Origin of the sequence: Denitromonas iodatirespirans, from assembly GCF_018524365.1 — a bacterium.
Lineage (GTDB): Bacteria > Pseudomonadota > Gammaproteobacteria > Burkholderiales > Rhodocyclaceae > Nitrogeniibacter > Nitrogeniibacter iodatirespirans.
This window is the reverse complement of the sequence record NZ_JAEKFT010000022.1, coordinates 1-14,148: the sequence shown is the minus strand read 5'-3', so window position 1 is coordinate 14,148 and position 14,148 is coordinate 1. Positions and strand designations below refer to the sequence as shown.

The window sequence follows — 14,148 nt, the reverse complement described above, 5'->3', positions numbered from 1 at the left end:
GCAGTATTTTGCTGACTTCGACATTCCCGGCCCGAGCCTTGCCCCATGACTGACCACACCTCCAAGCAATTCGAATCCGAGCTTGAAAGCATCCGCACCCGCGTCCTGCAGATGGGCGGCATGGTGGAGTTGCAGATCGCCAAGGCCATGGAGGCCCTGGGCAACGGCAACGTGGCCGCGCTCGACGAGGTGGTCGACCACGATCACCACATCAACCTGCTGGAACTGGATCTGGACGACGCCTGCATCCACATCATCGCCAAGCGCCAACCCGCCGCCAACGACCTGCGTCTGGTGATGTCGGTGATCAAGGCCATCACCGACCTGGAACGCATCGGCGACGAGGCCAAGAAGATCGCCAAGATGGGCAAGCGGCTGCACGCCAGCGATGCCGTCTTCGTGCCGCGGGTCGAACTGCGCCACGCCGCCAGCCTGGCCGTGGACATGCTGCGCAAGGCGCTCGACGCCTTTGCCCGCCTCGACTCGACAGCCGCCGCTGAAGTGGTGCGCCAGGACAAGGAGGTGGATGCCGAGTTCAAGGGCATCATCCGCCAGCTGATCACCTTCGTGATGGAAGACCCGCGCACCATCTCGCGCGGCATCGACATCCTGTTCATGGCCAAGGCCATCGAGCGCATCGGCGATCACGCCAAGAACATCGCCGAGTACGTCGTTTTCATGGACAAGGGCACCGATGTGCGCCACACCGGCCTGGCCAACATCGAGCGTGCCGCCAAGGCCGACTGAGCCGCGCGCGCCAAAAAAGAAAGGACGGCCGCGGCCGTCCTTTCTTTTTCGCTTGCTCGAGCTCAGTCGCGCGGCGGCACATAGCCGCCGATCTCGTCCACGCCGCCACCAAAGAAGTAGCGCTCCATCTGCTCGGACAGATACTTGCGCGCGCGCGCGTCCATCAGGTTCAGCCGGTTTTCGTTGATCAGCATGGTCTGGTGCTTGACCCACTGGCCCCAGGCCTCCTTGGACACATGTTCGTACACCCGCTTGCCCATCTCGCCCGGCACCGGCGGACGCTCCAGACCTTCCGCCTCACGACCGAGTTTCACGCACTGGACCATTCTTGCCATATTCACCACCTGTCTGGAAATTCACGAATCATCAAGCCGGCATTTTAGCGGAAAAGACGCCGCCGCCCGTCAGGCGTCGTCCGGCTTGCGCGCCGCACAGGTCTGCCAGCAGTTCTTGCCCGCCGACTTGGCCCGGTACATGGCCGAATCGGCCGCGGCAACCAGGGCGTTCTCGGAATCGGCATCGTCCGGATAGCTGGCGTAGCCCACGCTGGCGCTGATCTTTGCGCCCTCCATCTCGATACCGCCGACTTCGGTCACCACCCGCTGAGCCAGCTCCTGCAGCGCCGTCTCGTCGGCCTCGGCCACCAGGATGGCAAATTCGTCGCCCCCCACGCGGAACAATTGTTCATTGCGCCGCACCACCCGCCGGATCGCACGGGCCACCGACACCAGCACCTTGTCGCCGGCCTGGTGGCCGAGCCGGTCGTTGATCGGCTTGAAGCCGTCCAGGTCGAACATGATCAACCCGATCCGGGACTGCCCCCGCTGCGCCCCGGCCAGCGCCGCGCCGAGCGAGTCCTGGAAGCGGCGGCGGTTGTACAGGTTGGTCAGCGGATCGCGCTCGGCCAGACGCACCAGCGCTTCGGCCGCCTTGCGCTGCTCGGTCACGTCCTCGAACACCCACAAGCGGCCCAGCGAACGCGAGCCGCCCGAGGCGGTCACCATGGTCGACACTTCGCGCACCTTCCGCCCATTCAGAAAAGCCATCTCGAAGGGCGCCGACCGCCCGCGCTGCCCACGCGTCTCGGCCACATGGCGGCGATAGGCCTCGGGCGCCACCAACTGGCTCACGGCCCGCGCCAGCAGACGCTCGTCACGCATGCCGAGCAAACCGTCGCGACCGTCGCTGAAGGACCAGATGCGCTCCAGCGCCGGATTGGTGTAGCGCACCCTGCGATCGGCATCGACGAAGAGGATGCCCAGGTCGATGACGTCGAGCAGCGCCCTGAGCCGCTGCTGCTCGTCGCGGCTGCGCGCCAGATAGTGTTCGCTCAGGCCCTGCGCACGACGCAGCGCGGCGACGGTTTCGAGCAGGGTCAGCTCGGCCGATTTGCGCGCCTGGGCACTTGAGATGGACAGCCGGAACATGATCACCGCACCGCTGGCGTCGCACACGGGCCGCCAGCGGCACAGCACCCACAGCGATTCGCCGTCCCGGTGGCGCGCGCGCAGCTCAGCTTCGCCGGCCTCGCCGCGCAGCGCCTGGCGCCCCAGCGTGCGCGCATAGTCCTGGTCGAGCGGCTCCACCAGCAAGGCGATCAGGTCCGGCGCGCCGTAGCAGTTGGCGGGGGAATAGCCGGTGAGCGATTCGACGGCGGGGCTGATCCACTGCAGGCGGCCGTCGGGCGCCAGCGCCACCTCGACGCCGGCACAGGTTTCGGCGATCAGGCGCAGCCGTGCGCCCTCCGCCGCCCGGCGATGAGCCGCGCCTAGGATCGCCAGCGCGCTCAGTGCCGCCGCACCGGCAGCGGCCAGCGCCTGGTCGCGGGGCCCGACACCGGCCGCCCGGGCCAGCGCGACCCCCGCCAGCGCCGCCATGGCCACCAGCGCGGCCTGCCACAACGGCATCAACGCTGCCCATCTGCGCGCCATGAACTCCCTCCCCAGGGATCACGGCCATCGGGTACGGCCTGCAGCCGATCCTCAGATCGTCTTGACCAACACCTTCGACCGACGCTGGAAGTTGTAGAGATCGCGCTTCTTCGACGGCAAGCGCTCCGGTCCGACTTCGACAAATCCACGCTCACGAAACCAGTGTGCCGTGCGCGTGGTCAGGACAAACAAGGCCCCGAGCGATTGCTCCCGGGCGCGGCGCTCCATGCGCCGCAACAGCATTTCGCCCAGCCCGGCTTCACGATACTCCGGCATGACGGCCAGACAGGCCAGCTCGGCCTCCCGCTCGTCGCTGAACGGATACAGCGCGGCACACCCCACCAGCATGCCATCATGCTCGACCACCGAAAAGCGGGTGATCTCCTGCTCCAGCAACTCTCGGCCACGGCGCACCAGCGTGCCGTCGGCCTCGAGCGGCGCCAACAGGCTGACCAGCGCGCCGACATCGTCGACGGTGGCCTCGCGCAGACGGAACAGCACATCACGCGATACGACGGTGCCCACGCCCTGGTGGGTGAAGAATTCGAGCAGCAGCGCGCCGTCGCGGTCACGGTCGATGAGGTGCACCCGGTTGACGCCCTTGCGCACCGCGCGGATCGCGCAGGGCAGGTAGAGGTCGAGATCTTCGGTGAGCCCCTGCCCGGCTTTCAGCATGCGCTCGGCGGCATCGGCGGTGATGGAGTCGATCAGCTTGCCGTCCACATCCAGCAGCCCCGGCGCATCGCACAGGTAGAGCAGCTTCTCGGCCGACAGCGCCACGGCGACCTCTTCGGCCACATGTTCGAGCGGCAGGTTGAAGATCTCGCCCGAGGGCGACACGCCGAGCGGCGAGATGAGCACTACGTTCTGCTGATCGAGGTCGGCGGCGATCTCTTCGGCGAGGATCTTGCGCACCGCGCCGGTAAATTGCAGATCGACGCCATCGACCACGCCTTCGGGCCGGGCAATGATGAAGTTGCCGCCGGTCACGCGGATGTAGCTGCCGGCCATCGGGGTGTTGGGCAGCCCCTGCGAGAGCAGCGCCTCGAGTTCGAGCCGGGTGACGGCGATGGCCGCCTTGACGCCGTCGAGCGCGTCGGCATCGGTGACCCGCACATTGTTGTGAAAGCGCGATTCGACCCCGCGCCGGGCCAGCTCGGCATCGATCTGCGGACGCGCGCCATGCACCAGCACCAGCCGGATGCCCAGCGCCGACAACAGGTTGCAGTCGTAGGCGAGCTTCTGCGCCTGCTCGCCGGCGGCGATTTCGCCGCCGAAGCCGATCACGAAGGTCTTGCCGCGAAAGGCGTGGATATACGGCGCGGCGCCGCGCACCCAGGCGACGAAATGCTGGCTCAGGGCGTCGGCGGGGTCGAGATCGGTGAGCGTATCCGGCACGGGTTCTCCGTCATGCAAGGGGCAAGCCGCCAGCGGCGGCCGATGCGGGCATTCTAGCGTGATCGTCCGCTGCGATGCAGCACCCCCGGTCTCATCCGAGCGCGGCTTCGAGCCGGTCGCAGAGGGTGTCGAGCACCTTGATACGGGCAAAGCGCTTGTTGTCGGCCTCGATCAGCGTCCACGGCGACACCTCGGTGCTGCTGCGGTCGATCATGTCGCTCACTGCGCGCGCGTACTCGGGCCAGCGTTCGCGGTTGCGCCAATCTTCATCGGTGATCTTGAAGCGCTTGTGCGGCGCTTCGGCGCGCGCCTCGAAGCGGGCGAGCTGCTCGTCCTGGCTGATCGCCAGCCAGAACTTGACCACTACGGCGCCGGCATCGGCGAGTTGATCCTCGAAATCGTTGATCTCCTGGTAGGCGCGCATCCAGTCCGCCTCGGCGCAAAAGCCCTCGACCCGCTCCACCAGCACCCGGCCGTACCAGGAGCGGTCGAAGATCACCACCTTGCCGCGGCGCGGCAGATGGCGCCAGAAACGCCACAGGTAGGGCTGGGCACGTTCTTCCTCGGTGGGCGCGCCGATCGGCACCACCTGGTACTGGCGGGTGTCCAGCGCGGCGGTCACGCGACGGATGGCGCCGCCCTTGCCGGCCGCATCCATGCCCTCGAACACCAGCACCAGCGCGCGCTCGGCGAACTCCTTGCGTCGCGTCAGCAGCGCCAGGCGGCCTTGCTGCTTTTCGAGCCGGCGGCCGTAGTCCTCCTTGCTCATCGGCTGGTCGAGCGCCAGGGTATCGAGCAGGGAGCGGCCGTCGTCTGCCGGCGCCATCGGGGCCACGCTGAGCCGCGCCCGCCACTGGCGCGCCGTGCCCAGCCGCTTGCGCAGCGCCGCCAGCAGGATGCGTGCGACGCGCAGCGCACGGTAGCGCGGATCGGAGCCGTCGACCACGATCCACGGCGCTTCGGCGGTGTCGGTGTGGCGCAGCACATGCTCGGCGACATCGCGCAGCTTGTCGTACTGCTTGTAGTTGCGCCAGTCGGCCTTTGTCACGCGCCAGCGGGTGAGCGGATCGGCGGCCAGGGTCTTGAGGCGCGCCTTTTGCTCGTCGCGCGGCAGGTGAAACCAGAACTTGATGACCAGCACGCCCTCGCGTACCAGCATGGCTTCGAAACGGTTGATTTCATCCAGCTGCTGGTCGAGGCGCGCAGGCTTGATGCGTCGATCGACCCGCTGGCGAATCGGCTCGTGATACCAGTTGCCGAAGAGGATGCCGATCCGCCCCTTGGGCGGCAGGCTGCGCCAGAAGCGCCACATCGGCGGCCGCTCGAGGGCCTCGTCAGAGGGTCGGTCAAAGGTGCGGATCACCAAGTGGCGCGGATCCATCCACTCGCCAAGCTGGTTGACCGTCTCGCCCTTGCCGGCGGCATCGACACCGTTGATCAGCACCACCACCGCGCACTCGGCCAGCTCGCGCAAGTCGAACTGCGCGTCGAGCAACTCGGCCCGCAGGCCGGGCACCTCGGCCTCGTAGGTGGCCTTGTCGATGCGATGGCCGATTTCAGCAGATTCGAACATGGCGCTTTTCCTGATGAAGATGGCGCAACTTAGAAATCACCCCACAAGGCCTGGATCGCCGCCACCGCCGCGAGGCCGGCCGTCTCGGTACGCAGCACGCGCGGCCCGAGCGACAGCGCCTCGATGCCGCGTGCGCGCATCGCAGCCAGCTCGTCGTCGTCCCAACCGCCTTCGGGACCGACCAGCAGCGTGACACGCCCGTCGGCCGGCAACGCGCGGGTACGCAGCGGCTGCTCGGCGGCCGGGGCCAGCACCCAGCCGCCCTGCGCACCTACCAGCCACTGTGTCAGGGTCTGGACCTCGTGGATCTGCGGCAGGCGGTTGCGGCCGCACTGCTCGCAGGCCGACACCGCCACCTTGCGCCAATGCGCGAGACGCTTCTCGGCGCGCGCACCGTCGAGCCGCACCACCGAGCGCCGCGCCGACACCGGCTGGATGTCACTGACGCCCAGCTCGACCGCCTTCTGCACCACCCAGTCCATCTTGTCGCCCGTGGCCAGCGCCTGCACCAGCGTGATCCGGCAACGCGGGGCGGGCTCGTCCGGCAGGGCCGCCGTCAGGCGCGCCATCACCGGTGTGCCGCTGGAATCGAGCGTCGCCGCACAGGCGTGCCCTTCGCCGTCGAAGACCTCGATGGCCGCATCGGGGCGCAGGCGCAGCACCCGGGTGGCATGATGGGCGGCCTCGTCGGGCAAGGCCACGGAAACGCCCGCGGACAGCGGGCCGGGGCAAAAGAATCGATGAATCATCATGCTATTATAGGGTCGGCTTTGACAGGACATTCCAATGGTCGGCGCTTTGCCGGCTGGGTGCGCCGCCGCTTCCATTCGACTGTGTTGCCAGCCCGCCCGACCGGCCCCCGGCAACTGTTCGGCGCGCCGGGTTGCCATCCCGCCTCAACCGCAGGAAATTCGCGCATGAATACTGCCGCCAAGCGCCTGTCTCGCGCCCGCGCCCTCGAATCGGTGGTTCGGGACATCTCCCGTGACGTGATCCTGCCGCGCCATCTCAAGAGCACCCGCCAGAAGAAGAACGACGGCTCACTGTTCACCGAGGCCGATCTCGAATCGCAGCGCATGTTTGCCGAGGCGCTGCCGGGCCTGGCGCCGGGCGCCGTGCTGGGCGAGGAGATGAGCCCGGAGCAGCAGGCGCGCCTGTGGGCCGAAGGCCGTCGCGGCCTGTGGTGCATCGACCCGATCGACGGCACCACCAATTTCGCCAACGGCGTGCCCTTCTTCGCCGTGTCGATCGCCTACCTGATGGACCATGAGCCGCGCTTCGGGGTGGTGTACAACCCGGTCACCGACGAGTGCTTCTACGCCGCCGCCGGCGCCGGCGCCTATCTGAACGGCGCCGAGTTGCCGCTGCGCGAGCCCGCGGTGCGCCTCTCCGACGCCGTCGCCGGTGTCGACTTCAAGCGGGTCAGCCATCATCTGGGCGACGAACTGGCGGTGCGCCCGCCCTACTATTCGCAACGCAATTTCGGCTCGAGCGCGCTCGAATGGTGTTTTGTCGCCGCCGGCCGGCTCGATGTGTACATCCACGGCGGGCAGATGCTATGGGACTATGCCGCGGGCCGGCTGATCCTGCAGGAGGCCGGCGGCGAATGCGCGGCGCTCGACGGCGGCGACCTGATGGCCGGCCCGGCCGTCAAGCGCGGGGTCATCGCGGCGGCCAGCCCCGGCCTGTTCCAGCAGTGGCGGACCTGGATTTCCAGCCACTCCTGATTCTCATCGGATTCTTTTTTCCGGAGTTCCACCATGTCGATGAAGCATCCGATCATCGCCGTCACCGGCTCGTCGGGCGCCGGCACCACCACGGTCAAGCACACCTTCGAGGCGATCTTCCATCGCGAGAACGTGAACGCGGCCATCATCGAGGGCGACAGCTTCCACCGCTACACCCGCGATGAGATGAAGCGCCTGATCGACGAGGCCGAGGCGCGCGGCGAGCGCGGCATCAGCCATTTCGGCCCCGAGGCCAACCTGATCACCGACCTGGAGCAGATCTTCCGCGCCTATGGCGACTCGGCCACCGGCCGGCGCCGCCACTATGTGCACAACGAGGCGCAGTCGCTGCGCTGGAACCTGCCGATGGGCACCTTCACCGAGTGGGAAGACCTGCCGGTGGGCACCGACTGCCTGTTCTACGAAGGCCTGCACGGCGCGATGGTGACCGAGGACATCAACATCGCGCGCCACGTGGACCTGCTGATCGGCGTGGTGCCGACCATCAACCTGGAATGGATCCAGAAGCTGCACCGCGACACCCGCCTGCGCGGCTACTCCAAGGATGCGGTGCAGGACACCATCCTGCGCCGCATGCACGACTATGTGCACTACATCGTCCCGCAGTTCTCGCACACCCACATCAACTTCCAGCGCGTGCCGGTGGTGGACACCTCCAACCCCTTCTCGGCGCGCGATATCCCGACGCTGGAGGAGTCGATGGTGGTGATCCGTTTCAAGGATCCGCGCGGCGTCGATTTCCCCTACCTGCTCAACATGATCAGCGGCTCCTTCATGTCGCGCGCCAACACCATCGTGGTCTCCGGCGGCCGGCTCGACCTGGCCATGCAGCTGATCCTCACCCCGCTCATCTGGAAGCTCATGGAGCGTCGCCGGCAGTGGGTCTGAGCCGAGCGCCAAGACGATGATTCGATTGCGATAAGCGCAGCCGCCCGGCACCAACCGCCGGGCTGCTGCGACGCACAAGCGGGTACCCAAGCGGGCCGGTTTCGACGATAATTCCGCCTTTCCCCAAAATGGCCCGCGAGCCGCGAGAGAGCGATGTCGTCTGAGCGCAACGTCACACTGCCCGAGTTCAACCCGATCACCGGCGCGATCCGCGCGCTGGCCATGGACGCCGTCCAGAAGGCCAAGTCCGGCCACCCCGGCGCCCCCATGGGCATGGCCGAGATCGCCGAGGTGCTGTGGCGCCACCACCTCAAGCACAACCCGGCCAACCCCAAGTGGGCCGACCGCGACCGCTTCGTGCTCTCCAACGGCCACGGCTCGATGCTGCTCTACGCGCTGCTGCACCTGACCGGCTACGATCTGAGCATCGACGACCTCAAGAACTTCCGCCAACTGCACAGCAAGACCCCGGGCCACCCCGAATACGGCTACGCCCCGGGCATCGAGACCACCACCGGGCCGCTCGGTCAGGGTGTCAGCAACGCGGTGGGCATGGCGCTGGCAGAGAAGGTGCTGGCCGACACGTTCAACCGCCCCGGCCACGCCATCGTCGATCACCGTACCTGGGTGTTCCTGGGCGACGGCTGCCTGATGGAAGGCATCTCGCACGAAGCCTGTTCGCTGGCCGGCACGCTCGGCCTGGGCAAGCTGATCGCCTTCTACGACGACAACAACATCTCCATCGACGGCCATGTCGATGGCTGGTTCACCGACGACACCCCGAAGCGCTTCGAAGCCTACGGCTGGCAGGTGATCCGCGACGTCCAGGGCCATGACCCGGTGGCCATCCAGGCGGCCGTCGCGCAGGCCCGCGCCAACACCACGCAGCCGACGCTGATCTGCTGCAAGACGGTGATCGGCGCCGGCGCGCCCAACAAGCAGGGCGGCCACGATGTGCACGGCGCCCCGCTGGGCGACGCCGAAATCGCCGCCGCGCGCGACTACATCGGCTGGACGCATCCGCCCTTCGAGATCCCGCAGGAGGTCTACCAAGCCTGGAATGCGCGCGAAACCGGCGCCACCGCCGAAGCCGAGTGGAACGCCCGCTTCGCCGCCTACCGCAGCGCCCATCCCGAGCTGGCCGCCGAGTTCGAGCGCCGCATGGGCGGCACCCTGCCGGCCGACTGGTCCGCGCATGTCGACACGGTGCTGGCACAGATCGGCGACAAGGCCGAGACCATCGCCACCCGCAAGGCCAGCCAGAACGCCATCGAAGCCTTTGCCCCCAAGCTGCCCGAGCTGCTCGGCGGCTCGGCCGACCTGGCCGGCTCCAACCTGACCCTGTGGTCGGGCGCCAAAGGTGTCACGCGCGAAGCCGGCGGCAACTATGTGTACTACGGCGTGCGCGAGTTTGGCATGGCCGCCATCGCCAACGGCGCCAGCCTGCACGGCGGCCTGATCCCCTACACCGCCACCTTCCTGATGTTCAGCGAGTACGCGCGCAACGCCCTGCGCATGGCCGCGCTGATGAAGCTGCGCCAGATCTTCGTGTTCACCCACGACTCGATCGGCCTGGGCGAAGACGGCCCGACGCACCAGCCGGTCGAGCAGACCGCGACGCTGCGCTACATTCCCAACATGGACGTGTGGCGCCCCTGCGACACCACCGAGTCGGCCGTCGCCTGGGCGCATGCCATCGAGCGCGCCGACGGCCCGTCGACGCTGTGCTTCTCGCGCCAGAACCTGCCCTTCCAGCCGCGCAGCGCCGAGCAGCTGTCGGCCATCCGCCGCGGCGGCTACGTGCTGTCGGAGGCGGCCGGCGGCACGCCGCAGGCCGTGATCCTCGCCACCGGCTCCGAAGTGGCGCTGGCCATGGCGGCGCAGAAGACCCTCGCCGAGGCCGGCATCCACGTGCGCGTGGTCTCCATGCCCAGCACCAACCTGTTCGACCGCCAGGACGCCGCCTACCGCGCCAGCGTGCTACCGGCCGGCATCCCGCGTGTCGCGGTCGAGGCCGGCGTGACCGACTTCTGGCGCAAGTACGTCGGCCTGGAAGGCGCCGTCATCGGCATCGACCGCTTCGGCGAATCGGCCCCGGCCGGCGAGCTGTTCAAGTTCTTCGGCATCACCGCCGAGGCGGTGGTCGAGGCCGTGCGCGCACAGGTGGGCTGAGAGGCCGAACCACTGACCGGATTCAAACTAGAGAAAAGAAGGACGCTATCCATGACGATCAAAGTTGCCATCAACGGTTTCGGCCGCATCGGTCGCTGCACCCTGCGCGCCATCTACGAACAAGGCCTGCAGAACGAGTTCGAGGTGGTCGCCATCAACGCCTCGGGCGACCTGACCACCAACGCGCACCTGCTCAAGTACGACACCACGCATGGCCGCTTCGCCACCCCGGTCGAGACCGAAGGCGACAACGTGATCATCATCGATGGCAAGAAGATCCCCTTCTACTCGACCAAGGACCCGAAGGGCGTCAACTGGGGTAGCCATGGCGTGGACGTGCTGCTCGAGTGCACCGGTGCCTACACCAGCAAGGCCAAGGCACAGCAACTGCTCGAGATGGGCGCCAAGCGCGTGCTGATCTCGGCCCCGGGTGGTGACGATGTCGACGCCACCATCGTCATGGGCGTGAATGAGTCCGTGCTGAGCGACGGCATGACCGTCGTCTCCAACGCCTCGTGCACCACCAACTGCCTGGCCCCGGTGGCCAAGGTGCTGGCCGACAGCGTCGGCATCACCCAGGGCCTGATGACCACCATCCACGCCTACACCAACGACCAGGTCACCGTCGACGTGCGCCACAAGGACCTGCGCCGTGCCCGCGCCGCCGCCGCCAACATCATCCCGACCAAGACCGGCGCGGCCAAGGCCGTCGGCCTGGTGCTGCCGCAGTTGCAAGGCAAGGTGGACGGCTTCGCCCTGCGCGTGCCGACCATCAACGTGTCGCTGGTTGACCTCACCTTCACCGCCGAGCGCGCGACCACCAAGGAAGAGATCAACGCCCTGATGACCGCCGCGGCCAATGGCCCGCTCAAGGGCATCCTGGCGGTCAACACCGAGCCGCTGGTGTCGAGCGACTTCAACCACACCACGGTGTCGTCCACCTTCGACGCCACCCAGACCCGCGTCATCGACGGCACGCTGGTCAAGGTGCTGGCCTGGTACGACAACGAGTGGGGCTACTCCTGCCGCATGCTCGACGCCGCGCGCGCCTTCGCCAAGGCGCAGTAAGCCGACCGGATCACGGGGACGCCAGCTGCGTCCCCGTTTTCGTTCACCCAGCCCGAGTCGCCCATGACACTTCGCCTGGCCATCAACGGATACGGCCGCATCGGCCGCTGCTTCCTGCGCGCGCTGCAGGAGTCGCCCTTTCGTGAGCGCTACCGGGTGGTGGCGATCAACGAGCCGGCCGATCTGGCCAGCATCGAATACCTCACCCGCTTCGACTCCACCCACGGCCGCTTCCCGGGCGTGGTCGAAACCGACGGCGACGCACTGATCATCGACGGGCAACGCATCCTCGTCAGCCACGCCGATACGCCCGAGGCGGTCGACTGGGCAGCCCAGGGCATCGACCTGGTGGTCGAATGCTCCGGCCGCTACGGCACGCGCGAGGAATTGCAGCGTTTCCTCGACGCCGGCTGCCCCCGCGTGCTGCTCTCGCACCCCGGCACCAGTGCCGAGGACGTCGATGCCACGGTGGTCTATGGCATCAATCACGAGGCGCTGACCGGCGCCGAGCGCATCATCTCCAATGCCTCGTGCACCACCAATGCCGTGGTCCCGGTGCTCGACCTGCTCGACCGCGCCTATGGCGTCGACCAGGCGATGCTCACCACCATCCATTCGGTGATGAACGACCAGCCCCTGATCGACGGCTACCACCACACCGACCTGCGTCGCACCCGCTCGGCCATGCAGTCGATCATCCCGGTCGCCACCGGCCTGGCGCGCGGCGTCGAACGCCTTTTGCCGCGCCTCACCGGCCGGGTGCAGGCCAAGGCCATCCGGGTGCCCACGCTCAATGTCTCGGCAATCGAGCTTGCTGTCACGGTGCATCAACCGGTCAGTGCCGACGCGGTCAATCAGCTCTTGGCCGACGCCGCCCACCGGCATCATCAATCACGTTTGGCCTACACCGAGCAGGTGCACGCCTCGATCGATTTCAATCACGACCCGCACTCCGCCGTCATCGACGGCGGGCAGACCCGTGTTTGTGGCGCACATCTGCTCAGCCTGCTGGTGTGGTTCGACAACGAATGGGGCTTCGCCAGCCGCATGGTCGATGTACTGCACCATTGGCATCAATGCTGGCCGACGGCGAACGGTTTGAATTCTCTTCAGGAAACCCCGCAATGAAAGTCAAAAAACTCCAGGAACTCGACGTCTCCGGCAAGCGCGTCTTCATCCGCGCCGACCTCAACGTGCCACAGGACGAAGCCGGCAACATCACCGAAGACACCCGTATCCGCGCCTCGATCCCGTCCATCCAGTACTGCCTGGACAAGGGCGCAGCGGTGATGATCACCTCCCACCTCGGCCGGCCCACCGAAGGCCAGCTCGGGGCCGACGATTCGCTCACGCCGGTCGCCGTCCGCCTCGGTCAGCTCATCAACCGCCCGGTGCGCCTGATCAATAGCTGGGTCGATGGCGGCTTCGAGGTCAAGCCGGGCGAAGTGGTGCTGCTCGAGAACTGCCGCGGCAACGTCGGCGAGAAGAAGAACAACGAAGAACTCGCCAAGAAAATGGCCGCTTTGTGCGACGTCTACGTCAATGACGCCTTCGGCACCGCCCACCGTGCCGAAGCCACCACCGAAGGCATTGCCCGCTTCGCCCCCGTCGCCTGTGCCGGCATCCTGATGGGTGCCGAAATCGACGCGCTCAGCCAGGCCACCGAAAACCCCGCCCGGCCGCTGGTCGCCATCGTCGGTGGCGCCAAGGTGTCGAGCAAGCTGACCATCCTGCGCACCTTGGCTGAAAAGGTCGACCAGCTGATCGTCGGCGGCGGCATCGCCAACACTTTCCTGCTCGCCTCCGGCAAGCGCATCGGCGAATCGCTGGCCGAGCCCGAGCTGGTCAAGGAAGCCCAGGCCATCATGGACATGATGAAAGCCCGCGGCGCCGAAGTGCCGCTGCCGGTAGACGTGGTGGTCGCCGACGAAGTCTCGGCGCTGGCCCGCGCCAACCGCATCCCCGCTGACGAAGTCGGCCCGCACGACCGCATCCTTGACGTCGGTCCCAAAACCGCCGCCAAACTGGCCGACATCATTGCCCACGCCGGCACCATCGTCTGGAACGGCCCAGTCGGCGTTTTCGAGCATGCCCAGTTCGCGGGCGGCACCAAGATGATGGCCTCCGCCATCGCCCACTCAGAGGCCTTCTCCATCGCCGGCGGCGGCGACACCTTGGCCGCCATCGCCAAGTTTCACATCGCCGATGACATCGGCTACATCTCGACCGGAGGCGGCGCGTTTCTGGAATTCCTGGAAGGCAAGACCCTCCCCGCCATCGCCGCACTCGAAGCGCGATTCGGGGGCTGACCCAATCAATCTGTCACCCCAGAAGGCGACCTATGGTCGCCTTTTTATTCACCAGTAGAACTCGGGTGCCGTATTTCGAGACGTGAAGCAACAGAGAGCATGGATCGGCGTTCGCCGTGGTCGCTCCAGTGCTACCGAAGTCATCGGCCTATTGGAGCATCGGAGAGATTCGGCATGTCGGTAGCGGTGAGGTTCCCTCGGTTTTTCGTCTGCCAAAGGGTGGGTTTCATGCTACCTGTTTTTCCTGATGCTGCGCTCTGATCCAGTTCTCCAGGAACTGAACTGGCGACTTGTAGCCGAGGGTCGAATGCTGC

12 protein-coding genes are annotated in these 14,148 nt (G+C 67.0%); 7 read left to right on the top strand and 5 right to left on the bottom strand.

Translation table 11 applies throughout. The annotated features are described in order from the left end of the window. Window positions 1–45 precede the first annotated feature (45 nt). Entirely contained in the window at window positions 46–747 is a 702-nt protein-coding gene (gene phoU / locus I8J34_RS17150; RefSeq protein ID WP_214362859.1) for a phosphate signaling complex protein PhoU, read from the top strand. 62 nt (window positions 748–809) lie between these two features. Here phoU and I8J34_RS17145 read toward each other — a convergent pair whose 3' ends face one another. From I8J34_RS17145 to I8J34_RS17125, 5 genes are all read right to left on the bottom strand, one after another. After that, entirely contained in the window at window positions 810–1,082 is a 273-nt protein-coding gene (locus I8J34_RS17145; protein ID WP_214362858.1) for an oxidative damage protection protein, read from the bottom strand. 69 nt (window positions 1,083–1,151) lie between these two features. Beyond that, window positions 1,152–2,678, bottom strand: a complete 1,527-nt coding sequence (locus tag I8J34_RS17140) for a sensor domain-containing protein (RefSeq protein WP_230411886.1) — start codon at window positions 2,676–2,678, stop codon at window positions 1,152–1,154. A 51-nt stretch (window positions 2,679–2,729) separates the two neighbouring features. Next, window positions 2,730–4,076: an amino-acid N-acetyltransferase gene (gene argA / locus I8J34_RS17135; protein ID WP_230411885.1), complete on the bottom strand. Its 1,347-nt coding sequence runs from the start codon at window positions 4,074–4,076 to the stop codon at window positions 2,730–2,732. A gap of 91 nt (window positions 4,077–4,167) precedes the next feature. Beyond that, the gene (pap, locus tag I8J34_RS17130; RefSeq protein ID WP_214362857.1) at window positions 4,168–5,649 is read right to left on the bottom strand and encodes a polyphosphate:AMP phosphotransferase; all 1,482 of its coding nucleotides are present in this window, start codon (window positions 5,647–5,649) and stop codon (window positions 4,168–4,170) included. 29 nt (window positions 5,650–5,678) lie between these two features. After that, a complete protein-coding gene (locus I8J34_RS17125; protein ID WP_313799881.1) occupies window positions 5,679–6,401 on the bottom strand; it encodes a 16S rRNA (uracil(1498)-N(3))-methyltransferase in 723 nt (240 codons plus the stop codon). Between the two features lie 165 nt (window positions 6,402–6,566). Here I8J34_RS17125 and I8J34_RS17120 point away from each other — a divergent pair, with 165 nt between their 5' ends. The 6 genes from I8J34_RS17120 (at window position 6,567) to I8J34_RS17095 (ending at window position 13,834) form a co-directional block, all read left to right on the top strand. After that, window positions 6,567–7,376, top strand: coding sequence for an inositol monophosphatase family protein (locus tag I8J34_RS17120; protein ID WP_214362856.1), 810 nt, complete (start codon window positions 6,567–6,569; stop codon window positions 7,374–7,376). Between the two features lie 33 nt (window positions 7,377–7,409). After that, window positions 7,410–8,285 carry a phosphoribulokinase gene (locus I8J34_RS17115; protein WP_214362855.1) on the top strand — a complete coding sequence of 292 codons (876 nt, stop codon included), beginning with the start codon at window positions 7,410–7,412 and terminating at the stop codon, window positions 8,283–8,285. 153 nt (window positions 8,286–8,438) lie between these two features. After that, on the top strand, window positions 8,439–10,457 hold the full coding sequence (gene tkt / locus I8J34_RS17110; protein WP_214362854.1) for a transketolase: 2,019 nt from the start codon (window positions 8,439–8,441) through the stop codon (window positions 10,455–10,457). A gap of 51 nt (window positions 10,458–10,508) precedes the next feature. Next, window positions 10,509–11,525 (top strand): type I glyceraldehyde-3-phosphate dehydrogenase, encoded by a 1,017-nt coding sequence (gap, locus tag I8J34_RS17105; protein WP_214362853.1) that lies wholly within the window; start codon window positions 10,509–10,511, stop codon window positions 11,523–11,525. A gap of 63 nt (window positions 11,526–11,588) precedes the next feature. Further along, window positions 11,589–12,653 carry a type I glyceraldehyde-3-phosphate dehydrogenase gene (locus I8J34_RS17100; protein WP_214362852.1) on the top strand — a complete coding sequence of 355 codons (1,065 nt, stop codon included), beginning with the start codon at window positions 11,589–11,591 and terminating at the stop codon, window positions 12,651–12,653. Continuing rightward, on the top strand, window positions 12,650–13,834 hold the full coding sequence (locus I8J34_RS17095; protein ID WP_214362851.1) for a phosphoglycerate kinase: 1,185 nt from the start codon (window positions 12,650–12,652) through the stop codon (window positions 13,832–13,834). The genes I8J34_RS17100 and I8J34_RS17095 overlap by 4 nt, the downstream gene beginning before the upstream one ends. Window positions 13,835–14,148 lie beyond the last annotated feature (314 nt).

What these genes read in the sequence shown, in the direction of transcription:
- I8J34_RS17145 (WP_214362858.1), bottom strand. Translation starts at nt 1,082, where the DNA reads ATGGCAAGAATGGTCCAGTGCGTGAAACTCGGTCGTGAGGCGGAAGGT.
- I8J34_RS17095 (WP_214362851.1), top strand. Translation starts at nt 12,650, where the DNA reads ATGAAAGTCAAAAAACTCCAGGAACTCGACGTCTCCGGCAAGCGCGTC.
- I8J34_RS17115 (WP_214362855.1), top strand. Translation starts at nt 7,410, where the DNA reads ATGTCGATGAAGCATCCGATCATCGCCGTCACCGGCTCGTCGGGCGCC.
- gap (WP_214362853.1), top strand. Translation starts at nt 10,509, where the DNA reads ATGACGATCAAAGTTGCCATCAACGGTTTCGGCCGCATCGGTCGCTGC.
- pap (WP_214362857.1), bottom strand. Translation starts at nt 5,649, where the DNA reads ATGTTCGAATCTGCTGAAATCGGCCATCGCATCGACAAGGCCACCTAC.
- I8J34_RS17125 (WP_313799881.1), bottom strand. Translation starts at nt 6,401, where the DNA reads ATGATGATTCATCGATTCTTTTGCCCCGGCCCGCTGTCCGCGGGCGTT.
- I8J34_RS17120 (WP_214362856.1), top strand. Translation starts at nt 6,567, where the DNA reads ATGAATACTGCCGCCAAGCGCCTGTCTCGCGCCCGCGCCCTCGAATCG.
- tkt (WP_214362854.1), top strand. Translation starts at nt 8,439, where the DNA reads ATGTCGTCTGAGCGCAACGTCACACTGCCCGAGTTCAACCCGATCACC.
- I8J34_RS17100 (WP_214362852.1), top strand. Translation starts at nt 11,589, where the DNA reads ATGACACTTCGCCTGGCCATCAACGGATACGGCCGCATCGGCCGCTGC.
- phoU (WP_214362859.1), top strand. Translation starts at nt 46, where the DNA reads ATGACTGACCACACCTCCAAGCAATTCGAATCCGAGCTTGAAAGCATC.
- I8J34_RS17140 (WP_230411886.1), bottom strand. Translation starts at nt 2,678, where the DNA reads ATGGCGCGCAGATGGGCAGCGTTGATGCCGTTGTGGCAGGCCGCGCTG.